This is a genomic window from Acidobacteriota bacterium, assembly GCA_026393755.1.
In the GTDB taxonomy this organism is placed as follows: domain Bacteria; phylum Acidobacteriota; class Vicinamibacteria; order Vicinamibacterales; family JAKQTR01; genus JBAXOX01.
In genome coordinates this window covers 31,983-57,105 of the sequence record JAPKZO010000004.1, presented here as the reverse complement: position 1 = coordinate 57,105, position 25,123 = coordinate 31,983, and the positions used below count along the sequence as shown (strand labels likewise).

Below are 25,123 nucleotides of genomic sequence, written 5' to 3'. Positions count from 1 at the left end.
TTCTCCGCGGCGAACGAGTCGCGGGTAATGTGGATGGCCTTGATCATCGCCTTCGGCGGCAGTTGCGCACCCTCGAAGCTGTCGACGCGCATCGTCGCGCCGGTTCCAGCCATGTCCTGAAGCTGCCGCGCCATCTCGGTCGGATCGTCCGATAGCGCGTCGATCTGTTCGCGCGTCAACGCCGACCCGAACGTCGCTCCGCGATCCGATGCGACCGTCTGCTTGTCGCGGCCAACGGTAATCTCCTCCGTCAACCTCGCCATCGGCAGCACGAGCACGCCCTTGTTGTCGCCGGCCTTGACGCGAAGGTCGTTAATGGCGCCGATTTCGAACCCGGGGAACTCCCCGCTCACGGCATACCGGCCGGGCGCGAGCCCCTCGAACGTCGACACGCCCTTGTCCGATGACTTGGCTGGAGCAATTGTCGCTTTCTTGGTCGTGTCGTCGATGCCCACGATCGTCACCGTGGCATTCGGGATGACCAGTCGGCTCTGATCGACAACGGTAATCATGAGCTTGCCCGTGGGCGCCGGCTTGGTCTGAGCCGACGACACGGCGGGCAGACTGGCGAAGACCAACAACAGCAGAACCGCAATGATCGCACGACGAATCATAAAGCCTCTCAGTGCTTCGACTCACAAATACGGCAGCGCATTCTCCGGAACCCAATTCAGTCACCCTGCTCGCTCAGCACTGAGTCCTGACCCTTCGACCGGCTCAGGGTCATCCCGAGCCAGGTCGAGGGATGAGGGAATACGTTCGTCGCCGAACTTATGAATCGAAGGACTCAGCGCTCCGGCTACTTGAGGGGAGCAAATCGCCTAGGGTCGATCTTCTTGTTGATGGCGAACTCATCGAAGGTGGGTCGATCTTCTTGTTGATGGCGAACTCATCGAAGGTCATTTCTTCGATGGTGTCGCCGGCCACGGCGCGGCGCAGGCGGAACGGGAACTTCAGTCCGTTGCCAATGTCGCGATAGTCTGCGTAGTAGACGCGGTGCTCGATGAGCCTGCTAGTGAGGGCTTGCTTCCGCAGCGCCATGATGTCCTGCGCGTACTTGGCCAACTCTTCCTTGGGTGCGGTGGCTGGCGGAGCCGCCGGTGCCTCCACGACAATCGACCCAGGCGGCAGGGTCGCGGGGGCGGGCTGGTCGGGCGTCTTGATGACGACGTTGGTCGCCGGCACCGTCCAGCTCACCATGACGGGCAGGTGCGTCCCACTGTTGATGAACAGCTTGAGCAGGAATGTGCCAGCGCCTTTGACTTCCAGCACATCGGCTTTGCCCTGCGGGGCCTCGGCCTGGCCGATGTGCCTGAAGGTGACTGGATAACTGCTGAACGACGCGGCGAACATTCCCAGCGTGAGCCTGACGAAGTCCTGCTTGACTGTCGTGACTCGCGCCTTGCGCGGATCTGGCGGTGGACCAGATGGAGGTCCGCCAGCAGTTGGCGGCGTCCCACCCGGTCTTCCCGACATCGCAGTCGCAGCCGCCGCTGCCGCGGCGAGCGGATCACCTGACGCTGGCCGCGTTCCGCCCGGCGCTGTCGCGCTTGTTTGTGGCGGGGCTGTGGCTCCGGGCGGCGGAGCGGCTGGCGCCGGTGCGCCAGTCGCGGGGCCGGCAGCCGGCTTTGCGGGAGTCGCTGGTCCTGGAGCGCCGGGCCGGGCCGCCATCGGCGGAGCCGGCGGCGGCGGCGGGATCTGAATCAGACTGTCGCCATTGAAGCCGCTGGACGTCGGGTCGGATTCCTGCGCGGGAATCTCGTCCTTCCGGACGTACTTGTCTGGCAGTTCACACCACATCTCGAAGACGATTGGCACCAGATTGTTGCCACGCAGCTGGCGTGTCCGCCCCGTCGCAGTAAACGATGTCACTGCTGCCAGCTTCTGCTCGCCACCGAGCGCCGCGCGGGCCGCAGCAAGCACGCTCGCTGCGTCGACCACCGGGTCGACGCGTTCTGCGACGACGCCAGCCACCAGGCACAGCACAACACCCACGCTCAGAATCACACGCATCGAATCCCTCGCTGTTGAAGACGCGAAAAGTGAATGGGTCACATCTCCGGCCTATCGCGAAGAGTGACGGGAGCACTTTATACGCACTCACACAACGTGCGACAACCCCCGTACGGGGGAGGAGACCGCTGTCCATTGGGGGCGTGGCGCGGACGGCGGAGACAGTTGTCCATATTAGACGAAAGGGTGCTCGTCGAAGTTTGGAAAAATTCGTGACAGGGGTCACTTCTGGACGCGGACGGTAAACCGGGTGGCCAGGACGACGAACAGGCCGACCACGAACAGGATGGCGCCGGGAGCCGCGTCCGACACCCGGCTCTCCGCGCCGAGGATCTGCGCGGTCCAGCTGGCAGAGCCGGCCACACTGTTCAGAAACAGCAGCACACCCCCGATCAGGCACGCCAGTCCGAGCACCAGCCCGCAGAGCGAATACACAAACTGGTACCACGACAGCAGCCGGTACGTCCTCGCGTCCTGCAGTGTCGACGGGAGATCGAGTTGGAAGGGCATAATGGGCGCATGGTAGCACCCCGTCGATGCCGAATTCGGGCGTGCCGCGGCTCGCGGGACAGGAAGTGTGCAATGCGGTTTTCTGCTAGACTCAGACCACTTTCAGCAACGAATCGTAACTGTCGGGACGGGTTGACGCCGGCCCTCCCGGGAGAAGGCGCTGTCGATGACGATCGCGAGGCAGTTCAACATCCTTGTGTCATCCGTGTCGCTGCTGGTTCTGGCTGTGGCGGCAGCCCTGGCCTACCAGTTTGCCAACGTCTCTGCACAGGGCACCAGCCTTCTCGAGAACCTGCAGCGGACCTCGACACTCAGCCAGCAGCTCACCCGGGGCAACGCCGAACACCTCGTGCAGATGCAACGGCAGTTGGTTCAGCGCGAGCCTGGGTTTGCCGAAAACCTCAAGGAACTGAACTACAGGCTCGGCGAGAGGTACACCGAGTACCTGAAGCTGGACATCGGCGTTCAGGAACGCCTCACGGTCGAGCGGGCCAAGGCGTTGCAGTTCGATTCCAATCTCCTGTCGATGCAGGCCGCCTCCGAACTGGCCGCCGGCAAGTCCGCCGAGGTCGCCGTCAGCGTCCAGCGGCTCTATCGACTCCACGACGAAATCAGGACCGAATTCGACCAGCTGAGTGCGCTCCAGTTGGCCAAGCTCCGCGACGTCGTGGTCCACCTCGAGCGGCTTGGGAATCGGGGTCTGGCGGCCTTCTTCACGTTGATCGGACTGACGGTTGTCGGAGCGGTGGTCTCGACGGTCGTGCTGCGCCGGAGGATTCTCGGGCCGGTCAGCGAGCTTCTTGCTGCATCGGACCGCATGCGGCGTGGCGACCTCACGGCCCGCGTTCAGGTTCGCGTTGCCGACGAGTTCGGCCAACTCACCGAAGGTTTCAATTTCATGGCCGAGTCGCTGGCCGAGAGTTATGCCGGTCTCGAACGCAAGGTGGAGGACCGGGCGAAGCAGCTCCATGACGTCCAGGCCAAGTTGAGCCGGGCCGAGAAGATGTCGGCGGTGGGGCTGCTCGTCAGCGGCGTCGCCCACGAGTTGAACAACCCGCTTGCGACGATCAGGGGCTTCGCCGAACTGGCGAAGATGGAGCTGACCCCCGGCGGCGACCACGCCAAGGCGATCGGCCTGCTCGACGAGGCGGACGCACAGGTGGAACGGTGCCGCAAGATTGTCGCCAACCTCCTCCAGTTCGCGCGCCAGCAGGAGCCGCGGTTGGAGGCGGTCGGCGTCAACGAGATGGTGGATCAGGTGCTGAGCCTCCGGGAGTACGAACTGGGCACGCGCAACATCACGCTCGTGCGCGAGTTCGACCCGTCCAACCCGGTGATGAGCGCCGACCGCAGCAAGATGCAGCAGGTCATGCTGAACCTCCTGAACAACGCGCACGACGCCATCCGCGGGGAAGATCGCGCAGGGACCATCTGGGTTCGGACGCGCCGGATCGGCACCAGTGTGGCCATTGAGTTCGCGGATGATGGACCGGGGTTCCGCGATCCGGTCAAGGCCTTCGATCCGTTCTACACGACGAAGGACGTTGGCCAGGGCACCGGGCTGGGGCTGAGCGTGTGCTACGGGATTGTCGAGGAGCACGGCGGCGAGATTCTCGCGGGCAACTGGGAGAAGGGTGCCCGGGTCGCAATCACACTGCCTGTCGGCGATCCTGACAGCGTCGCGAAGAACGCTCAGCCGGCCCCGCCGTCACCCGAGCCAGCCAGCCGCGAACCGGGTACGACGTCCGAACGGCGTGCTCTGGTCGTCGACGACGAAGAGATGCTGGTGCGGCTGCAGGTGTCCTACCTGGCGAAACTCGGCATTCAGGCGACGGGCGTGGCCACGGGCGCCGAAGGCATTCGCCACCTCGAGGCGAATGACGTCGATCTGATCATCTCCGACGTCCGAATGCCGGGGCCCGTCGACGGCATCCAGCTCTACGAGTGGGTTCGCCTCAACCGGCCACGACTCGCGCGGCGGTTCGTGTTCGCGTCAGGCGACCTGGTTGGTATGAATCAGGGTGACTTCTTTCAGCGGACCCTGGTGCTGCGGGTGGAGAAGCCGTTCCGATTTGCCGACTATGCCGACGTGGTGCGTCAGGTGCTGGCGTCGGAGAGGACCTGATGATGAAACGTCTGTCGTTGGTGACGACCGTGGCGATCGGCCTGACGGCGCTGGCGTGCCAGGCGCGGCCGTCCCGCGTGGTGTTCGGCATTGGCATGACGGCCAGTACCCACGCCGCGGTCCAACTGGCCGCCCGGGAGATCAATGCAGAGGGCGGCATTGGTGGCGTTCCGCTGGAACTGGCCGGACTCGACTTCAGCGGGATCCAGGACGAATTCAACCCCGTGACGGTGCTCCACCTGGCGGATCGTTTTGTCGGGGACCACGAACTGCTCGCCGTGATCGGGCACAGCGACAGTGCGTCGACCCTATCGGCCGCGGCGGTGTACAACAAGAGCGGCGTGCCCCAGATCGTCACGATTGCCACCAATCCCGCCATTACCAGCATCGGCGTCTGGACTTACCGGCTCTGCCTGTCGGATGCGGCGCAGGGGCCGGCGCTGGCCGACTACGCGGTAAGCGACTGGCACAAAAGGCGAATAGCCGTGTTCTTCGTCAACGACGACTACGGCCGCGGCCTGGATCACCGGTTCGAAGAGCGCGCGCGTGAACTCGGCGCGGAGATTGTCTCGTCCGTGATGCATCGGAATCTGCTCGATGACGATGACAGGAAGATGATTCACTCGGCGCTGGTGGGCATGAAGCGGGGCACGCCGCCGGATCTGATTGTTCTGTTCCAGCGCGCGGCGGCGGCCGTGTGGACTGTGCGGGCGATTCGCGAGGCCGGTCTCTCGGTCGACCTGATTGGGGGCGACAATCTTGCGCAGTATTCTGTCGCAAGGCTTGGTCGGGAGCTGACCAACGGCGTTCGCGTCTCGCAGTTCTTCAGCCTCGACCACAGCGATCCGCGCGCCGAGCGGTTTGCCAAGGCGTTCCGCCAACTCACCGGCAGCGATCCGGACTACGGCCAGGCGTTTGCCTATGATGCGGTCTTTCTGCTTCGGGACGCCGTGCTCCAGGGCGGCTACTCGAGGGCCGGCATCAAGGCCTATCTCGACCGTCTCATCCAGGATCGCATTCCTGTCCACGGTGTAGGTGGCACGTTTACATTCGGCGCGGACCACGATGCGAGACGCCCGCTCTACGTGTCCGAGATCCGGAACGGTCAGTTCAGCATCCTGAAGACCCTGGCCGTGAAGTAGAGCGGTGTATCATGCGCGGAGCCGTCGCCCCGGCGTTCGGGGTGCACGCGTGTCCGTCCACTCACCGAGGGTCATTCGATGCGTCGAATCCTGTTTGCCGTGCTCTGTGCCTGTGCCGTCGGGAATCTGTTTGTCGGCGCGCAGCAACCTCCGTCCACACCACCGGTTGCCGGCCAGCCTCAGTCGAAGGCCCAGGTCGCGGCGGCAGGAGCCGTCAAGACGACGCCGGTCAAACCGCCGGTCCCCTTTACGCTCTCCATCGACAACATCATGCGCGGCCCGAAGCTGGTGGGCAACGCGCCGTCAGCGATCCGATGGGCGCAGGATTCTTCGAAACTCTACTTCTCGTGGCAGAAGTTCACCGAGGATCGCGCCAACACCTACGCCGTCAATCGCGACGGGACCGATCTGAAGGTGCTCAGCCAAGAAGAGGCGCGGCAGGTGACTGCCGGAATCACAGGCCGGGCCGACCGGACGCGCAAGCGGCTGCTCACCGCCGAGGGCGGAAACATCGTCATCTATGACATGCTCACCCACGCGCGCCGACTCCTGATAAAGACCGCCGCCGCCGAATCGAGTCCGCGCTGGGCCCGCGGCGATAGTGCGATCACGTTTATGCGCGACGGCAACTTGTTTCTGATGACGCTCGACGGCAGCGGCAGCGCGCCGGCAGAAGTACAGCTGACCGACGTCGTGGCCCCCGCCGGTGAGGCTGCGGCTTCCGCCTCTGCGGGCGGCCGGGGCGCGACGGGGGGATCTGGCCTGACGGGCGGGCGTGGTGCGGCAGGGCAGGGCGGTCGCGGCGGCGGCGACCAGACGCTTACCGAGTCCCAGCGGAGGATGCGCGACGAAGAGCTGAAGCTGATCGAGTACCTGAAGCGGCAGGCAGATCTGCGCCAGCAGAGCGGGCGAGGCGGCATGGGCGGCGGACGGGGAGGTCGCGGCGGCGCCGGCGGGCCCGGAGGCGGGCCGGCCGATTCTATCGCGAGATTTCAACTGGCCGCCCGGCAGAGCGTCACCGACATGATCTTGTCGGCCGACGAGAACTACGTGTTCATCGGCGTGACCGAACGGCCGGAGGTGGCGGCTCGCAACCAGGACGTGCCGAACTACGTCACCGAATCGGCCTATCCCGAAATGATCAACGGCCGTTCCAACGTCGGCGATTCACAGTCGCGCCGCCTGCTCGCCATCCTCGACCTGAAGCAGAACAAGGTGGCCTGGGCCGACGGGAGCGCATTCGCCGGCAGCGAGCGGACCATCAAGCCGGCCGAAGCCGTGAAACCGACGGACGCCGCAAAGGCGGGCGACGCGCCGAAGTCCGCCGAAGCGGCGAAACCGGCGGACGTCGCAAAGGCGGGCGACGCGCCGAAGTCCGCCGAAACGGCGAAACCGACGGACGTCGCAAAGGCGGGCGACGCGCCGAAGTCCGCCGAAGCGGCGAAACCGACGGACGCCACGAAGGCGAACGCGGGGCCGCGCATCCTCGACTGGGGCGTTCCCGACTGTTCAGACGATGGGAGCCGATGCGTCACCGCGGTGCGAGCACGGGACAACAAGGACCGGTGGCTCGTCACGATAGACCCGGCCACCGGCAAGGCCACCGCGATCGACAACCTGCACGACAACGCCTGGATCCGGGAGGGATCGGTCGCCACGGCCACTGGCGGGGGCGGCTTCGGAGGCGGTGGCGGCGCCGGACTGGCGTGGCTGCCCGACAACGCACGTGTCATCTTCATGGCCGAGAAAGACGGCTGGATGCACCTGTACTCGCTCGACGTGACCGCGGCGCCCCCGGTGGCGAAGCCCCTGACCTCGGGCAAGTGGGAAGTGGCCAGCGCGCGGCTGTCGAACGATCGGAGCAGGATCTTCTTCGCCTCGAGCGAGGTGCACCCGGGTGAGCGCCACTTCTACACGATGTCGGTAAACGGTGGAGCCCCCACTCGAATCACGACGGCAACCGGCGGGCACGACGTCACCGTATCGCCCGACGAGAAGTCGCTGGCCGTCGTCTATTCGTCGAGCACGAAACCGCCAGAGCTGTTCGTGATGCCGTTCGCGGCAGGCGCCCAGCCAAAGCAGGTCACCACCTCGCCAACCCAGGACTTCCTGTCCTTCAAGTGGATCGATCCGAAGATCGTCACGTACAAGGCGCGCGACGGCGCGATCGTGTACGCGCGACTCTACACGCCGGAGATGATTGGCGCGAAACGCGACCCGAAGCACCTGGCCGTCGTCTTCGTCCACGGCGCGGGATACTTGCAGTTTGTGACCAAGGCCTGGCCTTCGAGCTACTACCGCGAGCACCTGTTCCACAATCTGCTGGCGTCGCGCGGCTACGTCGTGATCTGCCCCGACTACCGGGCGAGCGCGGGCTATGGTCGGGACTGGCGCACCGGCATCTATGAACACATGGGCGGCAAGGACCTGGAAGATTCCGTCGACGCCGCGAGGTTCGTTGTGGCGACCGAGAAGGTCGACGCGAAACGGATTGGCATCTACGGTGGCAGCTACGGCGGCTTCCTCACGCTGATGGCGATGTTCACGACTCCCGATGTGTTCGCCGCTGGCGCAGCGCTGCGGCCCGTGACCGACTGGGCGCACTACAATCACAGCTACACGGCCCCGATTCTGAACCTGCCGCAAACCAGCGTCGAGGCGTACAAGCGCAGTTCCCCGATCTACTTCGCCGAGGGGTTGAAGGGGCAACTGCTGATTTGTCACGGCATGGTGGACACGAATGTGTTCTTCCAGGACACCGTGCGGCTGACCGAGCGGCTGATCGAATTGCGAAAGACCACCTGGTCGGTGGCGCCCTATCCGGTGGAGAATCACGGCTTCACGGAAGAAACGAGCTGGGCTGACGAATACAAGCGCATCTTCAAGCTGTTCGAGGATTACCTGAGGCGATAGGCCTGATTGATGTCGGACGCTGGTCCGCCCCCGCACGGCGTCCGTATCCGCGGGGCGACCTGCGTCACTCGGTGAATCGGCGGCACGCCCTCAGGCCGGGTGGGCGGAGTCTATGACATTCTGCGGCGTTCAATCCTGCGGAAGGAGATTCATGATGCGGCGGTTCCTGGTACTCACGGCTGCGTTCGCGATGTTCGGTGGTCCATCCGTCGGCGGCCAGCAGCAGGCGGCTCCGCCAGCGGCCACGACACCGGCGCCGGACGCCGCCCGCGCCTTCGCCCCCGATGTGCCGGAACCGGGTTCGGTCGAGAGCATCGCGCGCTTCACGACAGACAAGCGGTTCGTCAGCCCATGGGTCGCCTACGTTCCCGATGCGAAGTCCGTCCCTTCACCCACCAGGTTCCTCGGCCACATCGTCGGAGCCGCGGGCGAACTGTCGACGACGACGAAGATCTACGGGTACTTCCGGGCGCTGGCAGCGGCGACGCCTCGCGTGCGCGTCGAGGTGATTGGCCGGTCCGACGAGGGGCGGGACATCCTACTCGTGGCGGTGGCAGACGAGGACGGCATCCGGAACCTCGCGAAGGCGAAGGCCGCCTCAGCGGCGCTGGCCGATCCGCGCAGAACATCACCCGAGGAGGCGGAGCGCATCATCGAGTCCGCCCGGCCGATCTACTACTTCAACGCAGGATTGCACTCGACCGAGTCGGGCAGTCCCGAAATGGTGATGGAGCTGGCGTATCGCCTCGCCGTGTCAGACCAGCCGATGATCCAGGCGATCCGTCGAAACGCCATCGTGCTCATCAATCCCGTGTCCGAGCCCGACGGGCGAGACCGGTTTGTCGAATGGTTCTACAGATACCTCAAGGGCCGCACCGACTTTGAGAATCTGCCCGAGGTGTCCCCGCCGTACTGGGGCCACTACGTGTACCACGACAACAACCGCGACTCGCACCAGCAGGCGCTCGAGTCGACGCGCGCCGTGAGCCGGATGTTCTTCGACTATCATCCGACCGTCGTGCACGACCTGCACGAGTCGATCGCGCTGCTGGAGACCTGGAACGGCACCGGCCCCTGGAACCCCAACCTGGATCCGATCGTCATCAGCGAGTTCATGGAGATGTCGTTCGAGGAGGTGCGCTCCGCCGCGGGGTTTGGCATGCCAGGCGTCTGGACCTGGGCATTTGGTGAGGGGTTCGGCCATCACTATATGGAATCGGTGGCCACCAACCACAACGCCATCGGGCGCGGCTACGAGACATTTGGAAATGCCACCGCCGAAACCGTGCAGCGCACTATCACCAACCGCAAGTACCTCGGCAAGCCGGTGACCGGTCAGGAGTGGTACCGGCCGCTGCCGCCGCCGGCCCGGTTCTCCTGGTCCCTGCGCGACAACACCAACTACATGGAGACCGCGTGTCTGTCGATTCTGTCGTACACGGCGCGCAACGGGAAGGAGATGCTCCGCAACTTCTACCGCAAGGGCTACAACTCATGGCAGAAGGGCGTCACGCAGGCTCCGTACGCGTTTGCCATTCCGTCGGAGCAGGGCGACCGGCGGCGGGTGGCGCAGATGGTTGACATGTTGCGCCGGCAGGGCATTGAGGTGTCGCGCCTGACCGCGGCGCTCTCGGTCAAGGAGGGCGCGTTTCCGGCCGGGACGTATCTGGTCCGGCTCGATCAGCCGTACCGCAATTACGCCGTGGATCTGCTGCTGCCGCAGAAGTTTCCGGCCGATGCCGAATTCAAGCCGTACGACGACATCAGTTGGGCGCTGCCCGTGCACTTCGGCGTGACCGCGGCGCGCATAGACGACGAGTCGGTCAAGCAGGCGCAGACCGAACCGGTCGCCGGCGGAGACGTGGCCGTGGAAGGCCGCGTGACCGGTCAGGGAGAGGTATTCATCATCAAGGACACCGGCCAGGAAGCGCTGCTGGCTGCGCGAAGCAGGCTCTCACGTTTTGACGTGTCCATCGCCGAAGGCCCCTTCAAGATTGGCGACGTCGAGTATCCGGCAGGATCGTGGATCGTGCCCGCGCAGTCAGGCGTCGGGGCTGCCCTCTCTGATGTGGCGCACGAACTGGCGCTCGACATCACCGCCGTTGCTGCCGTTCCCGATGTGCCCAGCCACCGGGCTCCGCTGCCGCGGCTCGCCGTGTGGCACACCTGGGCCGACACGCAGGACGTCGGCTGGATCCGGCTCACGCTCGATCGCCAACACATTCCCTACTCGTACATCCGAGACGACGACATCAAGGCTGGCGGGTTGAAGCAGAAGTTCGATGTGATTCTCTACGGGCAGACCGGTCTCGCGCTCGCCGAGCAGATTCACGGCATCGATCCCAAGTTCGGGCCGATGGCCTACACGCGGACCGCGGAGTTTCCGAGTCACGGCGTGCCAGACGCGTCGGACGACATCACGGGCGGCATCGGCTGGGTGGGGATGGCGAATCTGCAGCAGTTCCTCGCAGATGGCGGTTTATTCGTGACTCTTGGCAACGGTTCCGCGCTTCCGATCGAGGGCGGCCTCGTTCGCAGTGTGTCGGCGGCGCCAGGAGGCGGGGCCGTGTGGACGCCAGGCGTTGAACTCACCGCCAGCTTCACTCGCTCCGAGCATCCGATCCGCTACGGGTATCCGAATACCACGTCGGCATTTCGCGAATCGGAGCCTGCCTATACCGTGCGCCGCGCGGATCGCAAGTGGATCGTGCTGCAGTGGGGGACGCGTCTGCCCAAGGAGGAGCGCGAAGACGCGGAGGCCGCCGCCGCGAAGCGTGGAGACCAGGGCGCCAGCCAGAGCCGCGCAGCGGACGAAGCCGCGAAGCCCGCGCCGATGGTGCTCAGCGGCGGAGCCAAGGGCGAGGACGTGCTCGAGGGGCGGCCGGCGATTCTGGACGTGCCGGCGGGCCGGGGTCACGTCATCGCGTTCAACTTCAATCCCCTGCACCGCGACCTGAACCGATCGGACTACCGCCTGCTGTGGAATGCGATTCTCAACTGGCAGGCGATTCTCGGCGCTCCCGACGCGCCGGAGCAGTAAGAACGTATGTCGTTGTTCGAACGCTTCGCGACCCCGATCCACGTAGTGACCACCCTTGGCATGTACGTCCAGATGGTCATACTCGGCGGGATCGCCACCGCGCCTGGCGCCTACGTGGCTCTCCACGCGTGGGACGCCACGGCGGGCTGGCCGCCGCTGGCCCGTGTGCTGGCGGGGTGTTGTCTGGGTTGGGGCGTGTACTTCTCGTACGCGATCTGCGTCGTGTTTGTGGTGGGAGCGTTTCGGGTCGTTACGAGCGCAGGTGCGCCTCTGGGCTCGTTTCCGTACTACTCGTTCAAGGCGATGAGGTGGGCCAACTACAACGCCCTCATCCTGATGGTGCGCTACACGTGCATGAACTTTCTCAGGGTGACGCCGTTCCTCACGCTCTTTCATCGGCTGATGGGGATGCGCATCGGCCGGCGTGTCCAGATCAATACGTGTGTGATCGGCGACTCGAACCTCATTGAGATTGGCGACGACTCCGTGATTGGTGGTGATGTGACGCTGGTCGCTCATGCGGCCGAGCACGGCCGGCTCGTGACGGCGCCAGTGAAGATCGGGAGCCGCGTCACGATTGGAGTGATGTCGGTGATCTTTCCGGGCGTGACCATTGGTGACGGGGCGACCGTCGCCGCCAACGCCGTCGTGACCAAGGGCACGACCATCGGCGCGGGAGAGTCATGGGGCGGCGTTCCCGCACGCCGAATCAAGTAGGGCGGCCTGGCCGCCGCCCACACCCAGGCTGATCCGAGTGACTGAAGTGCCGGATGCCGGCTCCGCGAGCGCGGCAGAGTAGCTGTAGAAGACCGCGGTCCGCGCAGCGTGCCCGGCGGCAAATGCTCCAGTTGTCAAACGCCGACCATTATGGTATGATTTAATATCTCCCTGGGAATACACCGCATGTCCACAGGCTCCGACAACGGCATGACCTCCCAAGTTCAGCCTACCGCGGCCTTTCTGACCGCGCTGCTCGACAGCATCAACGATGGAGTGATCGTCGCCGACCTGGACGGCCGGTTCCTGATTTTCAACGCGGCCGCACGCCGCATCCTCGGCCAGGGTCCCCTGCAGGTGCCGATCTCGAAGTGGACCGCTTCGTACGGCGCCTTTCTCGATGACATGGTCACACCCTATCCGCCCGAGCGACTTCCGCTGGCCCGAGCCCTTCGCGGCGAAACGGTCGCGGAGAGTTCCGTGTTCATCAGAAACGGGGACGAGTCGGATGGGGTCTGGCTCAGCATCAACGCGAGTCCCTTGCGGGGCGATGCCGGTGAGGTGACCGGCGGTGTCATCGTCTTCCGGGACGTCACGGCGAGCAGGCGCGAACTCGAGCGCGTGCGGTTTCTGTCAACGGTGGTTGAGCAGACCGCCGACGCCGTGATCGTCACCAATCCCCGCGGCGTCGTCGAGTACGTCAATCCCGCGGTCGAGCGCGTGACCGGGTTTCAGCCTGCAGACATGATCGGCAAGACGCCGCAGGTCTTGAAGTCTGGGCTTCACAGCGACGAGTTCTACTCCCAGATGTGGAGCACGTTGCTCCGGGGCGAGGTGTTCCGGGGAACGCTCATCAACCGCAAGAAGGCGAGCCGTGAGGTCTACTACTCGGAACAGACGATCACCCCCATCGTGGATTCGGCCGGGCGCATCTCGAGTTTCGTGTCGGTCGGCAAGGACCTGACCGAAATGCGCCGATCGCTCGAGCGCGATCAGAAGCTTCGACTCGCGCGGTCGGTCCAGCAGCGGATGCATCCGGCCGCACCGCCCGGAATCTGCGGATTCGACGTGGCGGGCTCGGCGTTCATGGCGGACGAGACTGGCGGCGACTACTACGACTTCCTCTCGCTGCCAGACGGCTGCCTGGGACTGGCCGTGGGAGATGTCAGCGGTCATGGGTTCGACACCGCACTGGTCATGGTTCAGACGCGCGCAGCGCTCCGGACCATTGCCGGTTCACACACCGACCCGGGTCTCATCCTGGCCCAGATGAACGCAAATCTCTTGACCGAGGTTGCCGAGGCGCAGTACGTCACTCTGGTGCTGGCATGCCTCAACGCTCAGACCCGCACGATGCATTACTCCAGTGCGGGCCACACGACGGGGTATCTGCTGTCGGCCTGCGGCGACATCAAGCGCGAGATCACCAGCACGGGCGTGCCCCTTGGCCTGTTTCCCGAGCAGGTCTACGAATCGGTTGTCGCGCCGGACTTGCAGCGAGGCGACGTGCTGGCGCTCATCACGGATGGCATCAGCGAGAGTTTCACCCGCGATGATGTGCCGTTCGGGTCGCTCGGGGCGCTGGAGGTCATCCGGCGGCACATCCACGAACCGGCTGCCGAGATCGTCAATCACGTGTATCGCGCGGCCCGCGAGTTCTGCGATGGTCCGCAGTGCGACGACATGACGGCCGTGGTGTGCAAGGTGGGTGATTGCGCCTAGGTCTTGCCACCTGAAGCCAGTTGTTGTCGCGTCCGCGCGAAGATGGATGGCCCATCGGCGGAGCTGGAGAAGCGGCGTCAGCCAGTCTCTCCCCGCTCCGATTCGGTCCACTGTCTGGGCGTGTCCGTCACCGGCTGCAGAATGACGGAGGCGAGGCCGATCAGCCCAAGGAGCACGAGCACGCCGATGCCCTGTCCCACCCGTGGGGGCAGGCCGATGACCGAGACCGTCAGCCAGGTCACGCCCGCCCAGATCAGGGGTCCCGTGATGGCGGAGAACCGCCCGACCATGCCGTAGAGCCCATAGAACTCGCCTATCCGCGAGGGGGGCGTCAGCCGCAGCATGTAGGGGCGATCCGCGGCCCACACGCCGCCTAACGCGACGCCGGCCGAGCAGGCGACGACGTAGAGCACCTGCAGCGGCAGGCCAAAGATACCGATGGCGGCCGCGAGCAGGAAGACGCCCGTCCACATGCAGAGGACATAGTTGAGGGTTCTCTTCGGACCGATCCGGTCCACCAGCCATCCCCAGGCGAAGCCGCCGACGACCGCGAAGGTGATCGCCGTCATCATGATCATCTTGCCCGCCTCTTCGCCCTCCGACTGGGTCAGGCCGGTGTTCATCGCCACGTTGATCGTGTAGAGGAACATGATCGAGATGACCGTGTTGATGGAATCCGTGTAGAACACCCGCCCGACCAGAAACCGGACCAGGCCCGGATACGCGCTTCCAGATCGGAACGTCTGAATCGTCTCGCGCGTGGACTCGCGCACCATCCGCAGGCTGAACACCGGACGTGGATGCGGATTGCCGCGCTCTTTCACGAACACGAAGCAGGGGATTGAGAACAACAGGAAGAAGATCGCGATCATCGTGAAGAGCAGCGGCAGGTCGGCCGACCCGAAGACCTGCTTCATCCCGAGACCGACCGCGATATAGGAGCCGAGATAACCGACGCCCACCCCGATGCCGCTGATCTTGCCGCGGTTCCCCTCGTGGCTGACCTCTGGGAGCATCGCGTCGTAGAACTGCAGGCCCGCCTGGTAGCCGACGTTCGCGATGATGAAGAAGAGCGCCGTCAGATAGAAGCCGCCGCGCGCCAGCAGGGTCGTGAACCCGACGCAGATGAGGGTGCTGATGACGAGGAAGGGCATGCGGCGCCGGGCGCGGTCGGTCATCGCCCCCAGCAGCGGTGACGACACGAAGATGATCCCCATCGAGATGGCCGTGATGATCCCGTACACGAAGTCGGCCCGCTGCGCCCCGACTTCCTGGCGCACCCACAGCGAAAAATACGCCGACACGACGCCCATCGAGAAGATCGTGTTGGCCAGGTCGTAGAGCACCCAACTGACGACCGCGCGGGTGGGGATCTTGCGCGGCGTGTTCGGTGCGGCTGATTCGGAATGGGCCTGCCGCGCGTCAGGGGCGGTCGTCATGCTTGGGGGAGACTACCACGACGGTCCCTGGAGCGGCGCGGGCGAGCCAGGAGACCGTTCGAACCCGGCACGCGCGATCTCTGGATGGCGGAACGCCGATAACCTCACCGGGTCGAGCGCCGTCAAACAACTCTGACCACCTCTGGTGCCCGCCCGCCAAGCGGCAGCCCTGTGCACTTGTGCACAGCCCGTTTGCGATCGAGGCGGGATAATTACACCGACTATGGCGACTTCAGTACACGCCCCGCCGGGCCCGGTCAGGCTATTCGTGTCAGAGGCAGGACAGATCAGCGCCTTTGCGATGAGAGCCATCCGGGTGGCGTTCCAGCCGCCCTTCGAGCTTCGAGAAGTCACGCATCAGATCTCCATGGCCGGCTGGCGCTCGTTGCCGCTGGTGATGACTTCCGGGTTCGCCATCGGTGTCGTGCTCTCCATGCACACACGGGCGACGATGGAGCGATTCGGCGCGGCCGCGATGATCCCGGCGGCCCTCGCGACGTCGCTGATCGCCGAGACCGGCCCACTGATGACTGGACTGCTTGTTTCCGGGCGCGTGGGTGCCGGCATTGGCGCCGAACTCGGCGGTATGCGGGTGACCGAGCAGATCGACGCGTTGGAATCGCTGGCCGTGGACTCGTTCCACTACCTGGTGGTCACGCGCATCATCGCCTGCATGATCGCGCTGCCGATTCTCACGACGGTCATGAATGCCTCCGGGATGATTGGCGGCTTCCTGGCCGAGACGGCGATGTCGCAGGTGTCGTTGCGGCTCTATCTCCAGGCCGCGTTTGCCGACATCGGCTTCATGGATTACATCCTGCCGACGCTGAAGACCGTCGTGTTCGGCTTCATCATCGGCACGGTGTCCGCCTACCTGGGATACACGACCACGGGCGGATCCGAAGGGATCGGCCGGGCGTCGACGCGCAGCGTCGTCATGTCATCGATGATCCTGATTGTCGTCAACGTCATCCTGGTCCGGATTATCTTCCTGCTGTTTCCGGCTGGTGCGCTATGACTCCGGCCGGCCCCGCGATCCGCTTCGACCACGTGACCAAGGCGTTCGATGACGACGTGATCCTGGATGACGTCTCCTTCGACGTGCCTCGTGGCACCGCGTGCTGCATCATGGGGCGCAGCGGGACTGGAAAGAGCGTCACGTTGAAGCTGCTGATGGGCTTGTTAAAGCCGGATGCCGGACACATCTACGTGAACCAGACCCCGATTGAAGCCCTCGATAGTGCCGGCCTGGTGGACGTGCGAAAGACGATGGGGTTCCTCTTTCAGTACTCCGCGCTCTTTGATTCGCTCTCGGTCGCCGACAACGTCGCGTTTCCGCTTCGCCGCCACACACGGATGTCCGAGGCGGAGATCGCGCGTTCGGTTCGCGAGAGGCTGGCGGACGTCGGGCTCGAAGCCGATCTCGACAAGATGCCGCTCGACTTGTCGGGAGGCATGCAGAAGCGGGTGGGGCTGGCGCGGGCGATGGCGCTGAAGCCGTCCATCCTGCTTGTCGACGAGCCAGGCAGTGGCCTCGACCCCATCACGACGCGGGAAATCGACGCGCTCCTGATGGACCTGAAGTCGTCGAGCCGCACGACGCTGGTGGTTGTGACACACAGCGTGCCCGGCGCGCGAAGCCTCGGCGACAACCTGATCATCCTGCACAAGGGACACATCGCCGCCCAGGGCACGGCCGACGAGCTGGACCGGAGCCGGGACGAGATCGTCCGGCAGTTCATGAGTTCAGCGACGGAGGGCGAGCATGGCATCCACGGATAGAGCCGCGATGGGAGCGTTCGTGATTGGAGGCCTGCTGCTGTTCGGGCTGGGCCTGTTCCTGATCGGGGACCGGCGCATGCTGTTTTCCGCGAGCCACGAGTACTACACGGAATTTGCGCAGGTCAGCGCCCTCGAGGTTGGAGCGAAGGTCCGGGTTGGAGGCATGAACGCAGGCGAGGTGATCGAAATCCGCGTTCCCCGGGGGCCAAAATCCACCTTTCGTGTGAAGTTCAAGATCGTCGAGAAGCTGTTTTCCGTCGTTCGCCTCGACTCGGTCGCGAGCATCGCCACCGATGGCCTGCTCGGAAACAAGTTTCTGCTGGTGGATATCGGGACCACCACGCTGGCGCCGCCCGGATGCACGCTCCCGAGTCGGGAGCCCTTCGAGATTGGCGATCTCCTGGCCAGAATCCGGAGCACCGTCTCGAACATCGACATGACCGTCGGCGCCGTCAAGGGCGACGTTACCAACGCCACGCAGACCGTCGCCGACACGGCGAAGCATGTCGATCAGATCGTCGTCGCCATTCAGGATCCGATGGATCGATTCACGATCGCGGTGAGCAGAATCTCCGAGGATGCGGGCGCGATCCTGGCGCGCGTCCGGGCCGGCGAGGGCACGCTGGGCAGACTCGTGAACGATCCCGCGGTGTACAACAGTCTGTCGGCCTCGGCCACTGAGGTCCAACGAGTGATGGAGAACGTCGGCCAGGCGTCCTCGGACGTGAGGGCCCTGGTGTCGCGATTCAAGTCCGGAGACATGCCGGCGGACATCGAGCGGACCGTGAAGAATGTGGGCGAATCGTCCGAGCGCGTGAAGGTGCTGGTGTCGGCCTTCCAACCGGGGCCAGGAGGCGGGGACGGCGCAGGCGCAGATCTCCGAGCCACGCTCGGCAGCGCCCGTGAGGCCATGTCGGATCTCGCCGAGAATCTGGAGGCGCTGAAACACAGCTTCTTCTTCCGCGGGTTCTTCAAGGACCGCGGCTTCTACGATCTCGGGAGCCTCTCTCCGGTCGAGTATCAGTCCAAGCAGTTCGAAAGCAATGTGACCAAGCAACGGGTCTGGATGCGGCAGGACGAACTGTTTGCGCTCAAGGCCGGAGGCGGGGAGGAATTGTCGGACGCGGGAAAGGCACGACTCGACGCGGTGATGGCGAACTTCCTGCGGTTCACGAAGGATCGCGCGATCATCGTGGAAGGTTATGTCGTGGCCGGCACGCTGGACGATCAGTTCCTGCGCTCGCGTGAGCGTGCAATGAAGGTGCGGACGTACCTCATCAGGAAATTCGCGCTCAGTCCGGACTACGTCGGGGCCATGCCGATGGGAGCGGTCGCGGCGTACGGGGACGGCGTTGCCCTCGTGCTCCTGAAGAAATAATCCGCCGCGCGAGCCAGCCGCCTGCGCCATCCAGCCGTGCAGGGCACGCCTCAGGCCGGCCTTGTGTATACTATCGGCCCGACACAGGAGGGGCCGATCATTCAGCACACAGGCAAAATAGGCTTCCGGATCTTCACTGATCCGGATCGCCCCGATCCGTCGCTGGTTCAGCAGTTTGTCGGGCTGGCCTCGTCAAATCTCGCCGACGCGATGGGGCGATTTCACTTCATGGATCCCGGCATCAGGATGCGGACCGGACTGCCTCTATGCGGTGTCGCGGTTACGGTGATGGCGCGCCCAGCCGACAACCTGATGGTCCACAAGGCGATGGAGGTTGCTCATCCCGGCGACATCATCGTCGTGAACACGAGCGGCAACACCACCAGCGCCGTGTTCGGCGAATTGATGGGCAACTCCGCGATCGCGGCGCGACTGGGCGGTCTGGTCGTCGACGGCGCCATTCGGGATGTGAGCGCCCTGACGGAACTCGGGTTTCCGGCCTTCAGCCGATCGGTGTCGGCCGGGGGCTGCGACAAGGACGGCCCTGGTGAGATTAACGTCCCGATCGCCTGCGGCAACACGGTCGTCAGGCCCGGCGACATTATCGTCGGCGACGACGACGGTGCCGTCGTCGTGCCGCGCGAGGATGCCGAACAGGTGCTCACGCTGGTCCGTGCGCTGAAGGAGCGCGAGGCCAGACGCGTCGCGGAGATTCGCGGCGGCGTCGTGTTCAAGGCCGAGATCAACGACACGCTGCGGGCGAAGGGAGTGGTGTGATGGAGCTGTTGCTGATGACCCCCGGGCCGACCCGAGTGCCTGAGCGGGTTTTGGCGGCCGGCGCGATCCCGATGATTCACCATCGCACCGACGAGTTCGGCCGCATGCTCGGGTCGGTCATCGAGAAACTCCGGCCGTTGTTCGGGACGGGCGGAGACATTTTGCCAGTCCATTCGACAGGCAGGGGAGCGCTAGAGGCGGCGATCACCAACCTGTGCTCGCCCGGAGACGAGATCGTCGTCTGCTGCGACGGGGTGTTCGGCGAGATGTGGGCAGACATTGCCGACGCGTTTGGCGTCGTTGCCCATCGCATCAGCCCGGACTGGGGCGTGGCGGTGGATCCGGCCGACGTGGAAACCGCCTTCCGCGCGCACCCCTTCGCGCGCGCCGTGCTCCTCGCGCACAGCGACACATCGACAGGCGCGCTGAACGACGTCGCGGCGATCGCGCGCGTCGCCGGGCGCGCAGGCGCGCTTGTGATGGTGGACGGAGTCAGTTCGATTGGCGGCACGCCCTTCCGCTTCGACGAGTGGGGAGTCGACCTCGCCATTACCGCCTCGCAGAAGTGCCTGATGTCGAGCCCCGGCATCGCCTTCGTCGCTATCAGCCAGCGCGCGTGGGATGCGTATTCGACGGCTCGGCTGCCTCGCTCCTATTTCGACTTCCAGGCCATCAGGAAGACGCTCGCCCGGACGAGACCCGAGACGCCCAGCACGACACCCGTCCATCTGATCGCCCAGGTCAACGCCGCGCTCGAGTTGATCGAGGCCGAGGGGCTCGACCAGATCTTCGCGCGCCACGCGGAGATGGCCCGCATTGCGCGGAGTCGCGCCGCCTCGCTCGGGCTGTCGCCACAGTGTCCAGGATTGACCAATCTGTCGCCGACCCTGACGGGGCTGCGCGTGCCGGACGGGGTCAGCCCGGCGCGGATTCGCGAGCAGCTGAAGGCCCGCGGCATCCTGGTGGGGCCTGGGCTGCGCCGCTACGAACCGACGTGCTTCCGCATCGGCCACATGGGCGACATTCGCCCTGCAGATGTCCATCGCACGATGGACGCGCTGGCAGAGGTGTTGGGCGCGGCCGGGCGGTAGTACAGTCTTCGACCATGCCGGGTAAGACCATCAGCGAGAAGATCCTGTCGCGCGCCTCGCACAGCGATGCCCGTGCCGGAGACCTCGTCATCTGCGACGTGGACGTCGCGATGGGGACCGACGGTTCTGTTCCCATGGCGCTCGACTACTTCGACCAGATGGACGGTCGCCGCGTCTTCGATCCGGCGCGCCTCGTGTTCGTGTTCGACCACTACGCGGCCGACCCGATGGCGGCGACCTTCTCCCTGCAGGCGCGCGCCCGGGAATTCGCGACCCGCCACGGCGCGGTCCTCTATGACTGCGGTGACGGCGTCTGTCATCAACTGATGGTCGAATCGGGACGCACGCGTCCTGGCGGCTTGATCGTCGGGGCGGACAGCCACTCGGTGACCGGAGGCGCGCTCAACGCGTTCGCGACGGGCATCGGTTCATCGGATCTTGCCGCGACGATGATCAGCGGACGCATCTGGCTGCGGGTGCCAGAGACGATCCAGATCACGCTGACCGGGGCTGCCGCGGCCGGGGTGTACGCAAAGGACATCGCGCTGGCGCTGGCCCGGCGTCTTGGCGCAGATGGAGCGGCCTACCAGGCGCTCGAGTTCGACGGACCGGGCGCCGGTCTCCTCGAGATCGAGGATCGGCTCGTGCTCAGCAACATGTCGGTCGAGATGGGCGCGAAGGCGGGAATCTTTCGCGCCGATGCGAAAACCGAACGCTACCTCGCCTCCCGCGCCGGCGAGCCTTTCACGCCGATCGAGCCGGACGCCGACGCGGTCTATGCCAGCCGGATTCAGCTCGATCTGGCCGAACTCGAACCCTGCATTGCGATGCCTCATCAGGTTGATCGGGTTGTTGCCGTCGGCCAGGCGGCCGGGACGCCGGTCCACATGGTCCTCGTCGGCACCTGCACGGGCGGCCGGGTCTGCGACATCCATCAGGCGGCCCGTATCCTCGTGGCCGCCGGGCGAATTGCGCCGGGAGTTCACGTGGTCATCGCGCCGGCGTCGCGCGAGGTCGAGACGCGACTGCGCGCCGACGGCACATTGGACCGGATCGGCGCGATGGGCGCGACGATTATTCCCCCAGGCTGCGGGCCGTGCTGCGGCACCGCTCCTCCCATTCCCGCTCGCGGCGCGAACGTGATCTCCACGGCGAACCGGAACTTCAAGGCCCGGATGGGGAACGCGACCGCGTCGATCTACCTCGCGTCACCTGCGACCGCGGCCGCATCGGCTGTCAGAGGCCGAATCACCGACCCGCGCGAGTTCGCGGAGGCGCTGACATGACCATTGAACTCGATGGCCGCGCCGTTGTCCTCGGCGATGACGTGAACACCGACTACATCATTTCGTCGAGCCGGAAGAAGGACTCGCTCGATCCTGGCGTGCTGCGGCACTTCCTGTTCGAATCGGTGGATCCCCTCCTGGCCGCTTCCATCAGGCCGGGCGATCTCCTGGTGGCGGGACGGAATTTCGGCTGCGGTTCGGCGATGGAGGTGGCGGTGACCGCCGTGCTGGCCGCCGGCATTCGCGCGGTGCTGGCGAGGAGTTTCGCGCGCACCTATTATCGCAACGCGATCAATAACGGCCTGATTCCGATCGAGTGCGACACCACCGGGATTGCCAACGGCGCGCGGCTCCAGGTCCTGATCGAGGAGAGAGGCGCAAGAGTCGTCGATCGGACTGACGGCCGGAGGATCGACGGACATCCGCTTCCGGCGATCGTGCTCCAGATCCTTGACGAGGGCGGACTCGTCCCGTACTTCCGGAAGCGCCACGACTTCACCATTCCATGAAACAGCACACGAAGATCCTCATCGGCCTGCTGGCGGGCGCCTTGTGCGGCGTGGCTTCCCAGGTCTCGGGCGGCGACTGGATCGCTCGGGCGCTCATCTCGATCGAGCCGCTCGGCACCCTGTTCATCAACCTGATTCTGATGGTGGTGGTGCCGCTGATTGTCGGAAGCGTGTTTGTGGCGATGGCCTCCCTTGGCGAGCGCCGCAGGCTCGGGACGCTCGGCGGCCGGACGCTCGGCTTCTTTCTGACCACGACGATGATCGGGGCCGTGATTGGGATGTCGGTGGCGCTGCTGGTCAGGCCTGGTGAGGGACTCGATCCCGCGATTCGGGACGGGCTTGCCGCCCAGTTTGAGGGCAACGCGAGCCGAGCGGCGGCTGCCAATGCCGCGCCCGGACTGATTCAACTGCTGCTGTCGATGATCCCGCAGAACCCCTTCGGAGCGGCGGCCCGGATGGAGTTGCTGCCGCTGGTCATCTGCACGCTGATCTTCGGCGCGGCGGCCAGCCAGATTCCGGAGGAGCGGCGCCAGGGCATGGTGCGGTTCTTCACTGGCCTCAACGACACCTGCATGGTCGTTATCAGCTGGGTCATGACGCTGGCGCCCTACGCCGTGTTCACGCTGATTGGCGCCATGGTCGCCCGGTTCGGCGTCGACCTGCTCCGCCATCTGATCGTGTACTGCCTCGTGGTCGTCGCGGGCCTGTCACTCCACCTTGTCGTGCTGGCAGTCGCGGTCAGGTGGCTTGCGCGAATGAAGGTGTTCGACTTCGTCCGGGGCGCCGCGAAGGCCCTGCTGGTCGCGTTCTCGACTTCGTCTTCGAGCGCAACGCTGCCGGTCAGCATCGAGGTTGCGACGAAGAACCTCGGTGTGCCTGCCGAGGTGGCCGCCTTCGTACTGCCGCTTGGCACGACGCTCAATCTGAATGGGGCGGCTGTCTACAAGGGGGCGACGGCGGTGTTTATCGCCCTCGTGTACGGCATCAGTCTGGGGCCGGCGACCTGCGTGACGATTGTCTTCGCGGCCACGCTCGCGGCGATCACCGGCGCCGGAGTCCCTGGCTCTTCACTGGTCACCACGCTGGTCGTGCTGAACGCGATTGGCCTCGGGCCTCACGCCGTGTCCGGGATTGCGTTGGTTCTTGGGGTCGACCGGCTGCTCGACATGCTGCGGACGACCGTCAATCTGACGAGCAGCCTGACGTGCGCCGTCTATGTCGGCCGGTGCGAACAGCGGGCTGATGTCCCTGTTCAGTCTTCGTCCGGTGCCCCGAGGAGCCACTCGTAGGCCGGCTGCGCCTCGACCCCTGGCGTGTCGACCCGGGCGAGCGCGTCGCGATCGAGCACCAGCAGCCGACGCGTCGCGCGCGGATGGTCCTTCGCTGCTGCGGCCAAAGCCCGCAACTCGCGAGCGAGCGTGTCGGAAGACGACGCGTCCGCGCACACCTGGATCAGTTCGTCTCCGGCGACCGGCCGGCGCGCGAGAAAGTCCACCTCCAGCCCGTCGCTCGTCTTGACGTAGCCGACCTCGGCGCCGCGCCTCTCGAGTTCGTTCAGCACGACGCTCTCGAGCGCGTGGCCGACGTTCGAGCGACCGCTAGCGTCAAAGGCCTTGATGAAACCAGGGTCCGCGGGATAGAGCTTTCGCGGGTTCGAGTTGCGCTGGCGCTCCGAGTCGGTGGCCAGCGGCACCGCGCTCAGCAGAAAGGTATCCAGGAGGTAGCCGAGCATCGAGTGTACGGCGTCCTTAGCCACGCCGTGCCCCTGTGCCTTCAGATCCTGATGCAGCCGGTGAGCGCTGAAGCTCCCCGCAGGGCTGCGCAGGCAGTGCCGCACGAGCCAGCGAAGCGCGGCCACCTGCGACACCCGGTAACGCTCGACCACGTCGCGGAAGAGAACGGTATCCACGTAGCCTTGCAGCAGCTCGATCCGGAGAGTCGTCGATAGCCCCTGTGCTTCAGGGAATCCGCCCTCGGCGAGGTACTCGCGAAAGCGTTTCTCGACGAGCGACCGCTCGGCCGCCGTCCAGCGCCGGGATTCGCGCCGCGGCTCGTCTCCGCAGTGGCGCAGAAACTCGCGGAAGCTGAAGGGCCGTATGACGGTCGCCATCCCGCGACCACGTAACGACGTGTGGACCTCGCGCGAGAGCATCCGTGCCGACGAACCGGAGACGACGATCTCGGCCTGTTCGGAGTCCAACACGCGGCGGACGAAGCGTTCCCACCCGGGAACGAACTGAATCTCGTCGAGGAACCAGTACACCGTCTCGCGCCCACGCAGTGCAGGGTAACGCCGGTAGTACTCTTCGAGCAGGAAGCCAAGCTGGTCGAGTTCGAGCCCCGCCAGCCGGTCGTCGTCGAAGCTGAGGTAGACCGCCCGCTCTGCAGGCCCGGCCGCCCGGCGCTCGCCCAGCAACTGACGCAAAAACGTGGTCTTTCCCGCGCGGCGCATCCCGATCACGGCGTGCGCCTTACCGGTCACCGCGGGCAGCCGAACATCCCGCCGCGTGAACCCGACCGGCGGCGCGTCTGCCAGCGCCGCGCTCAGCTTCTCGGCCAGAACCGGGTGAAGGCTCATGACTCCACGTTAGGGCCAATGTGTCCTTTTGTCAAGGACACATTGTGCCACAACAAGCCTCAGCGCGAGGCCACATGTGGCGTTTAGTACCGACCACACTC

At 65.3% G+C, this 25,123-nt stretch carries 19 protein-coding genes; 14 read left to right on the top strand and 5 right to left on the bottom strand.

The annotated features are described in order from the left end of the window. From NTV05_01215 to NTV05_01205, 3 genes are all read right to left on the bottom strand, one after another. On the bottom strand, window positions 1-614 hold a 614-nt coding region (locus NTV05_01215; GenBank protein MCX6543013.1), incomplete at its 3' end, for a carboxypeptidase-like regulatory domain-containing protein. Between the two features lie 157 nt (window positions 615-771). Further along, window positions 772-2,013: a hypothetical protein gene (locus NTV05_01210; GenBank protein MCX6543012.1), complete on the bottom strand. Its 1,242-nt coding sequence runs from the start codon at window positions 2,011-2,013 to the stop codon at window positions 772-774. Between the two features lie 222 nt (window positions 2,014-2,235). Further along, window positions 2,236-2,523 (bottom strand): hypothetical protein, encoded by a 288-nt coding sequence (locus tag NTV05_01205; protein ID MCX6543011.1) that lies wholly within the window; start codon window positions 2,521-2,523, stop codon window positions 2,236-2,238. Between the two features lie 166 nt (window positions 2,524-2,689). Between NTV05_01205 and NTV05_01200 the strand changes: the two genes are divergently transcribed. From NTV05_01200 to NTV05_01175, 6 genes are all read left to right on the top strand, one after another. After that, window positions 2,690-4,648 (top strand): ATP-binding protein, encoded by a 1,959-nt coding sequence (locus NTV05_01200; GenBank protein MCX6543010.1) that lies wholly within the window; start codon window positions 2,690-2,692, stop codon window positions 4,646-4,648. Further along, on the top strand, window positions 4,648-5,790 hold the full coding sequence (locus tag NTV05_01195) for an ABC transporter substrate-binding protein (GenBank protein MCX6543009.1): 1,143 nt from the start codon (window positions 4,648-4,650) through the stop codon (window positions 5,788-5,790). The genes NTV05_01200 and NTV05_01195 overlap by 1 nt, the downstream gene beginning before the upstream one ends. Window positions 5,791-5,868: 78 nt before the next feature. After that, window positions 5,869-8,703: a prolyl oligopeptidase family serine peptidase gene (locus NTV05_01190; GenBank protein ID MCX6543008.1), complete on the top strand. Its 2,835-nt coding sequence runs from the start codon at window positions 5,869-5,871 to the stop codon at window positions 8,701-8,703. A 151-nt stretch (window positions 8,704-8,854) separates the two neighbouring features. Beyond that, window positions 8,855-11,743: a M14 family zinc carboxypeptidase gene (locus tag NTV05_01185; GenBank protein MCX6543007.1), complete on the top strand. Its 2,889-nt coding sequence runs from the start codon at window positions 8,855-8,857 to the stop codon at window positions 11,741-11,743. Between the two features lie 6 nt (window positions 11,744-11,749). After that, window positions 11,750-12,460, top strand: coding sequence for a DapH/DapD/GlmU-related protein (locus NTV05_01180; protein ID MCX6543006.1), 711 nt, complete (start codon window positions 11,750-11,752; stop codon window positions 12,458-12,460). Between the two features lie 186 nt (window positions 12,461-12,646). After that, window positions 12,647-14,182 carry a SpoIIE family protein phosphatase gene (locus NTV05_01175; GenBank protein MCX6543005.1) on the top strand — a complete coding sequence of 512 codons (1,536 nt, stop codon included), beginning with the start codon at window positions 12,647-12,649 and terminating at the stop codon, window positions 14,180-14,182. Window positions 14,183-14,259: 77 nt separating this feature from the next. Here NTV05_01175 and NTV05_01170 read toward each other — a convergent pair whose 3' ends face one another. Beyond that, window positions 14,260-15,621, bottom strand: a complete 1,362-nt coding sequence (locus tag NTV05_01170; protein ID MCX6543004.1) for an MFS transporter — start codon at window positions 15,619-15,621, stop codon at window positions 14,260-14,262. A 223-nt stretch (window positions 15,622-15,844) separates the two neighbouring features. Between NTV05_01170 and NTV05_01165 the strand changes: the two genes are divergently transcribed. From NTV05_01165 to NTV05_01130, 8 genes are all read left to right on the top strand, one after another. Beyond that, the gene (locus NTV05_01165; GenBank protein ID MCX6543003.1) at window positions 15,845-16,639 is read left to right on the top strand and encodes an ABC transporter permease; all 795 of its coding nucleotides are present in this window, start codon (window positions 15,845-15,847) and stop codon (window positions 16,637-16,639) included. After that, a complete protein-coding gene (locus NTV05_01160; protein MCX6543002.1) occupies window positions 16,636-17,403 on the top strand; it encodes an ATP-binding cassette domain-containing protein in 768 nt (255 codons plus the stop codon). Before NTV05_01165 ends, NTV05_01160 begins: the two co-directional genes overlap by 4 nt. Further along, window positions 17,387-18,781 (top strand): MlaD family protein, encoded by a 1,395-nt coding sequence (locus NTV05_01155; protein MCX6543001.1) that lies wholly within the window; start codon window positions 17,387-17,389, stop codon window positions 18,779-18,781. Before NTV05_01160 ends, NTV05_01155 begins: the two co-directional genes overlap by 17 nt. Window positions 18,782-18,844: 63 nt before the next feature. Then, complete coding sequence (locus NTV05_01150) at window positions 18,845-19,558, top strand: RraA family protein (protein ID MCX6543000.1); 714 nt, start codon at window positions 18,845-18,847, stop codon at window positions 19,556-19,558. After that, window positions 19,558-20,649, top strand: coding sequence for an alanine--glyoxylate aminotransferase family protein (locus tag NTV05_01145; GenBank protein ID MCX6542999.1), 1,092 nt, complete (start codon window positions 19,558-19,560; stop codon window positions 20,647-20,649). Before NTV05_01150 ends, NTV05_01145 begins: the two co-directional genes overlap by 1 nt. A gap of 14 nt (window positions 20,650-20,663) precedes the next feature. Further along, window positions 20,664-21,935: an aconitase/3-isopropylmalate dehydratase large subunit family protein gene (locus NTV05_01140; protein ID MCX6542998.1), complete on the top strand. Its 1,272-nt coding sequence runs from the start codon at window positions 20,664-20,666 to the stop codon at window positions 21,933-21,935. Continuing rightward, window positions 21,932-22,444, top strand: a complete 513-nt coding sequence (locus tag NTV05_01135) for an alpha-IPM isomerase (GenBank protein MCX6542997.1) — start codon at window positions 21,932-21,934, stop codon at window positions 22,442-22,444. Before NTV05_01140 ends, NTV05_01135 begins: the two co-directional genes overlap by 4 nt. After that, entirely contained in the window at window positions 22,441-23,733 is a 1,293-nt protein-coding gene (locus tag NTV05_01130; protein ID MCX6542996.1) for a dicarboxylate/amino acid:cation symporter, read from the top strand. The genes NTV05_01135 and NTV05_01130 overlap by 4 nt, the downstream gene beginning before the upstream one ends. Here the strand turns inward: NTV05_01130 and NTV05_01125 are convergent. Continuing rightward, complete coding sequence (locus tag NTV05_01125) at window positions 23,697-25,022, bottom strand: ATP-binding protein (GenBank protein MCX6542995.1); 1,326 nt, start codon at window positions 25,020-25,022, stop codon at window positions 23,697-23,699. The two genes, NTV05_01130 and NTV05_01125, sit on opposite strands and share 37 nt — an antisense overlap. Window positions 25,023-25,123 lie beyond the last annotated feature (101 nt).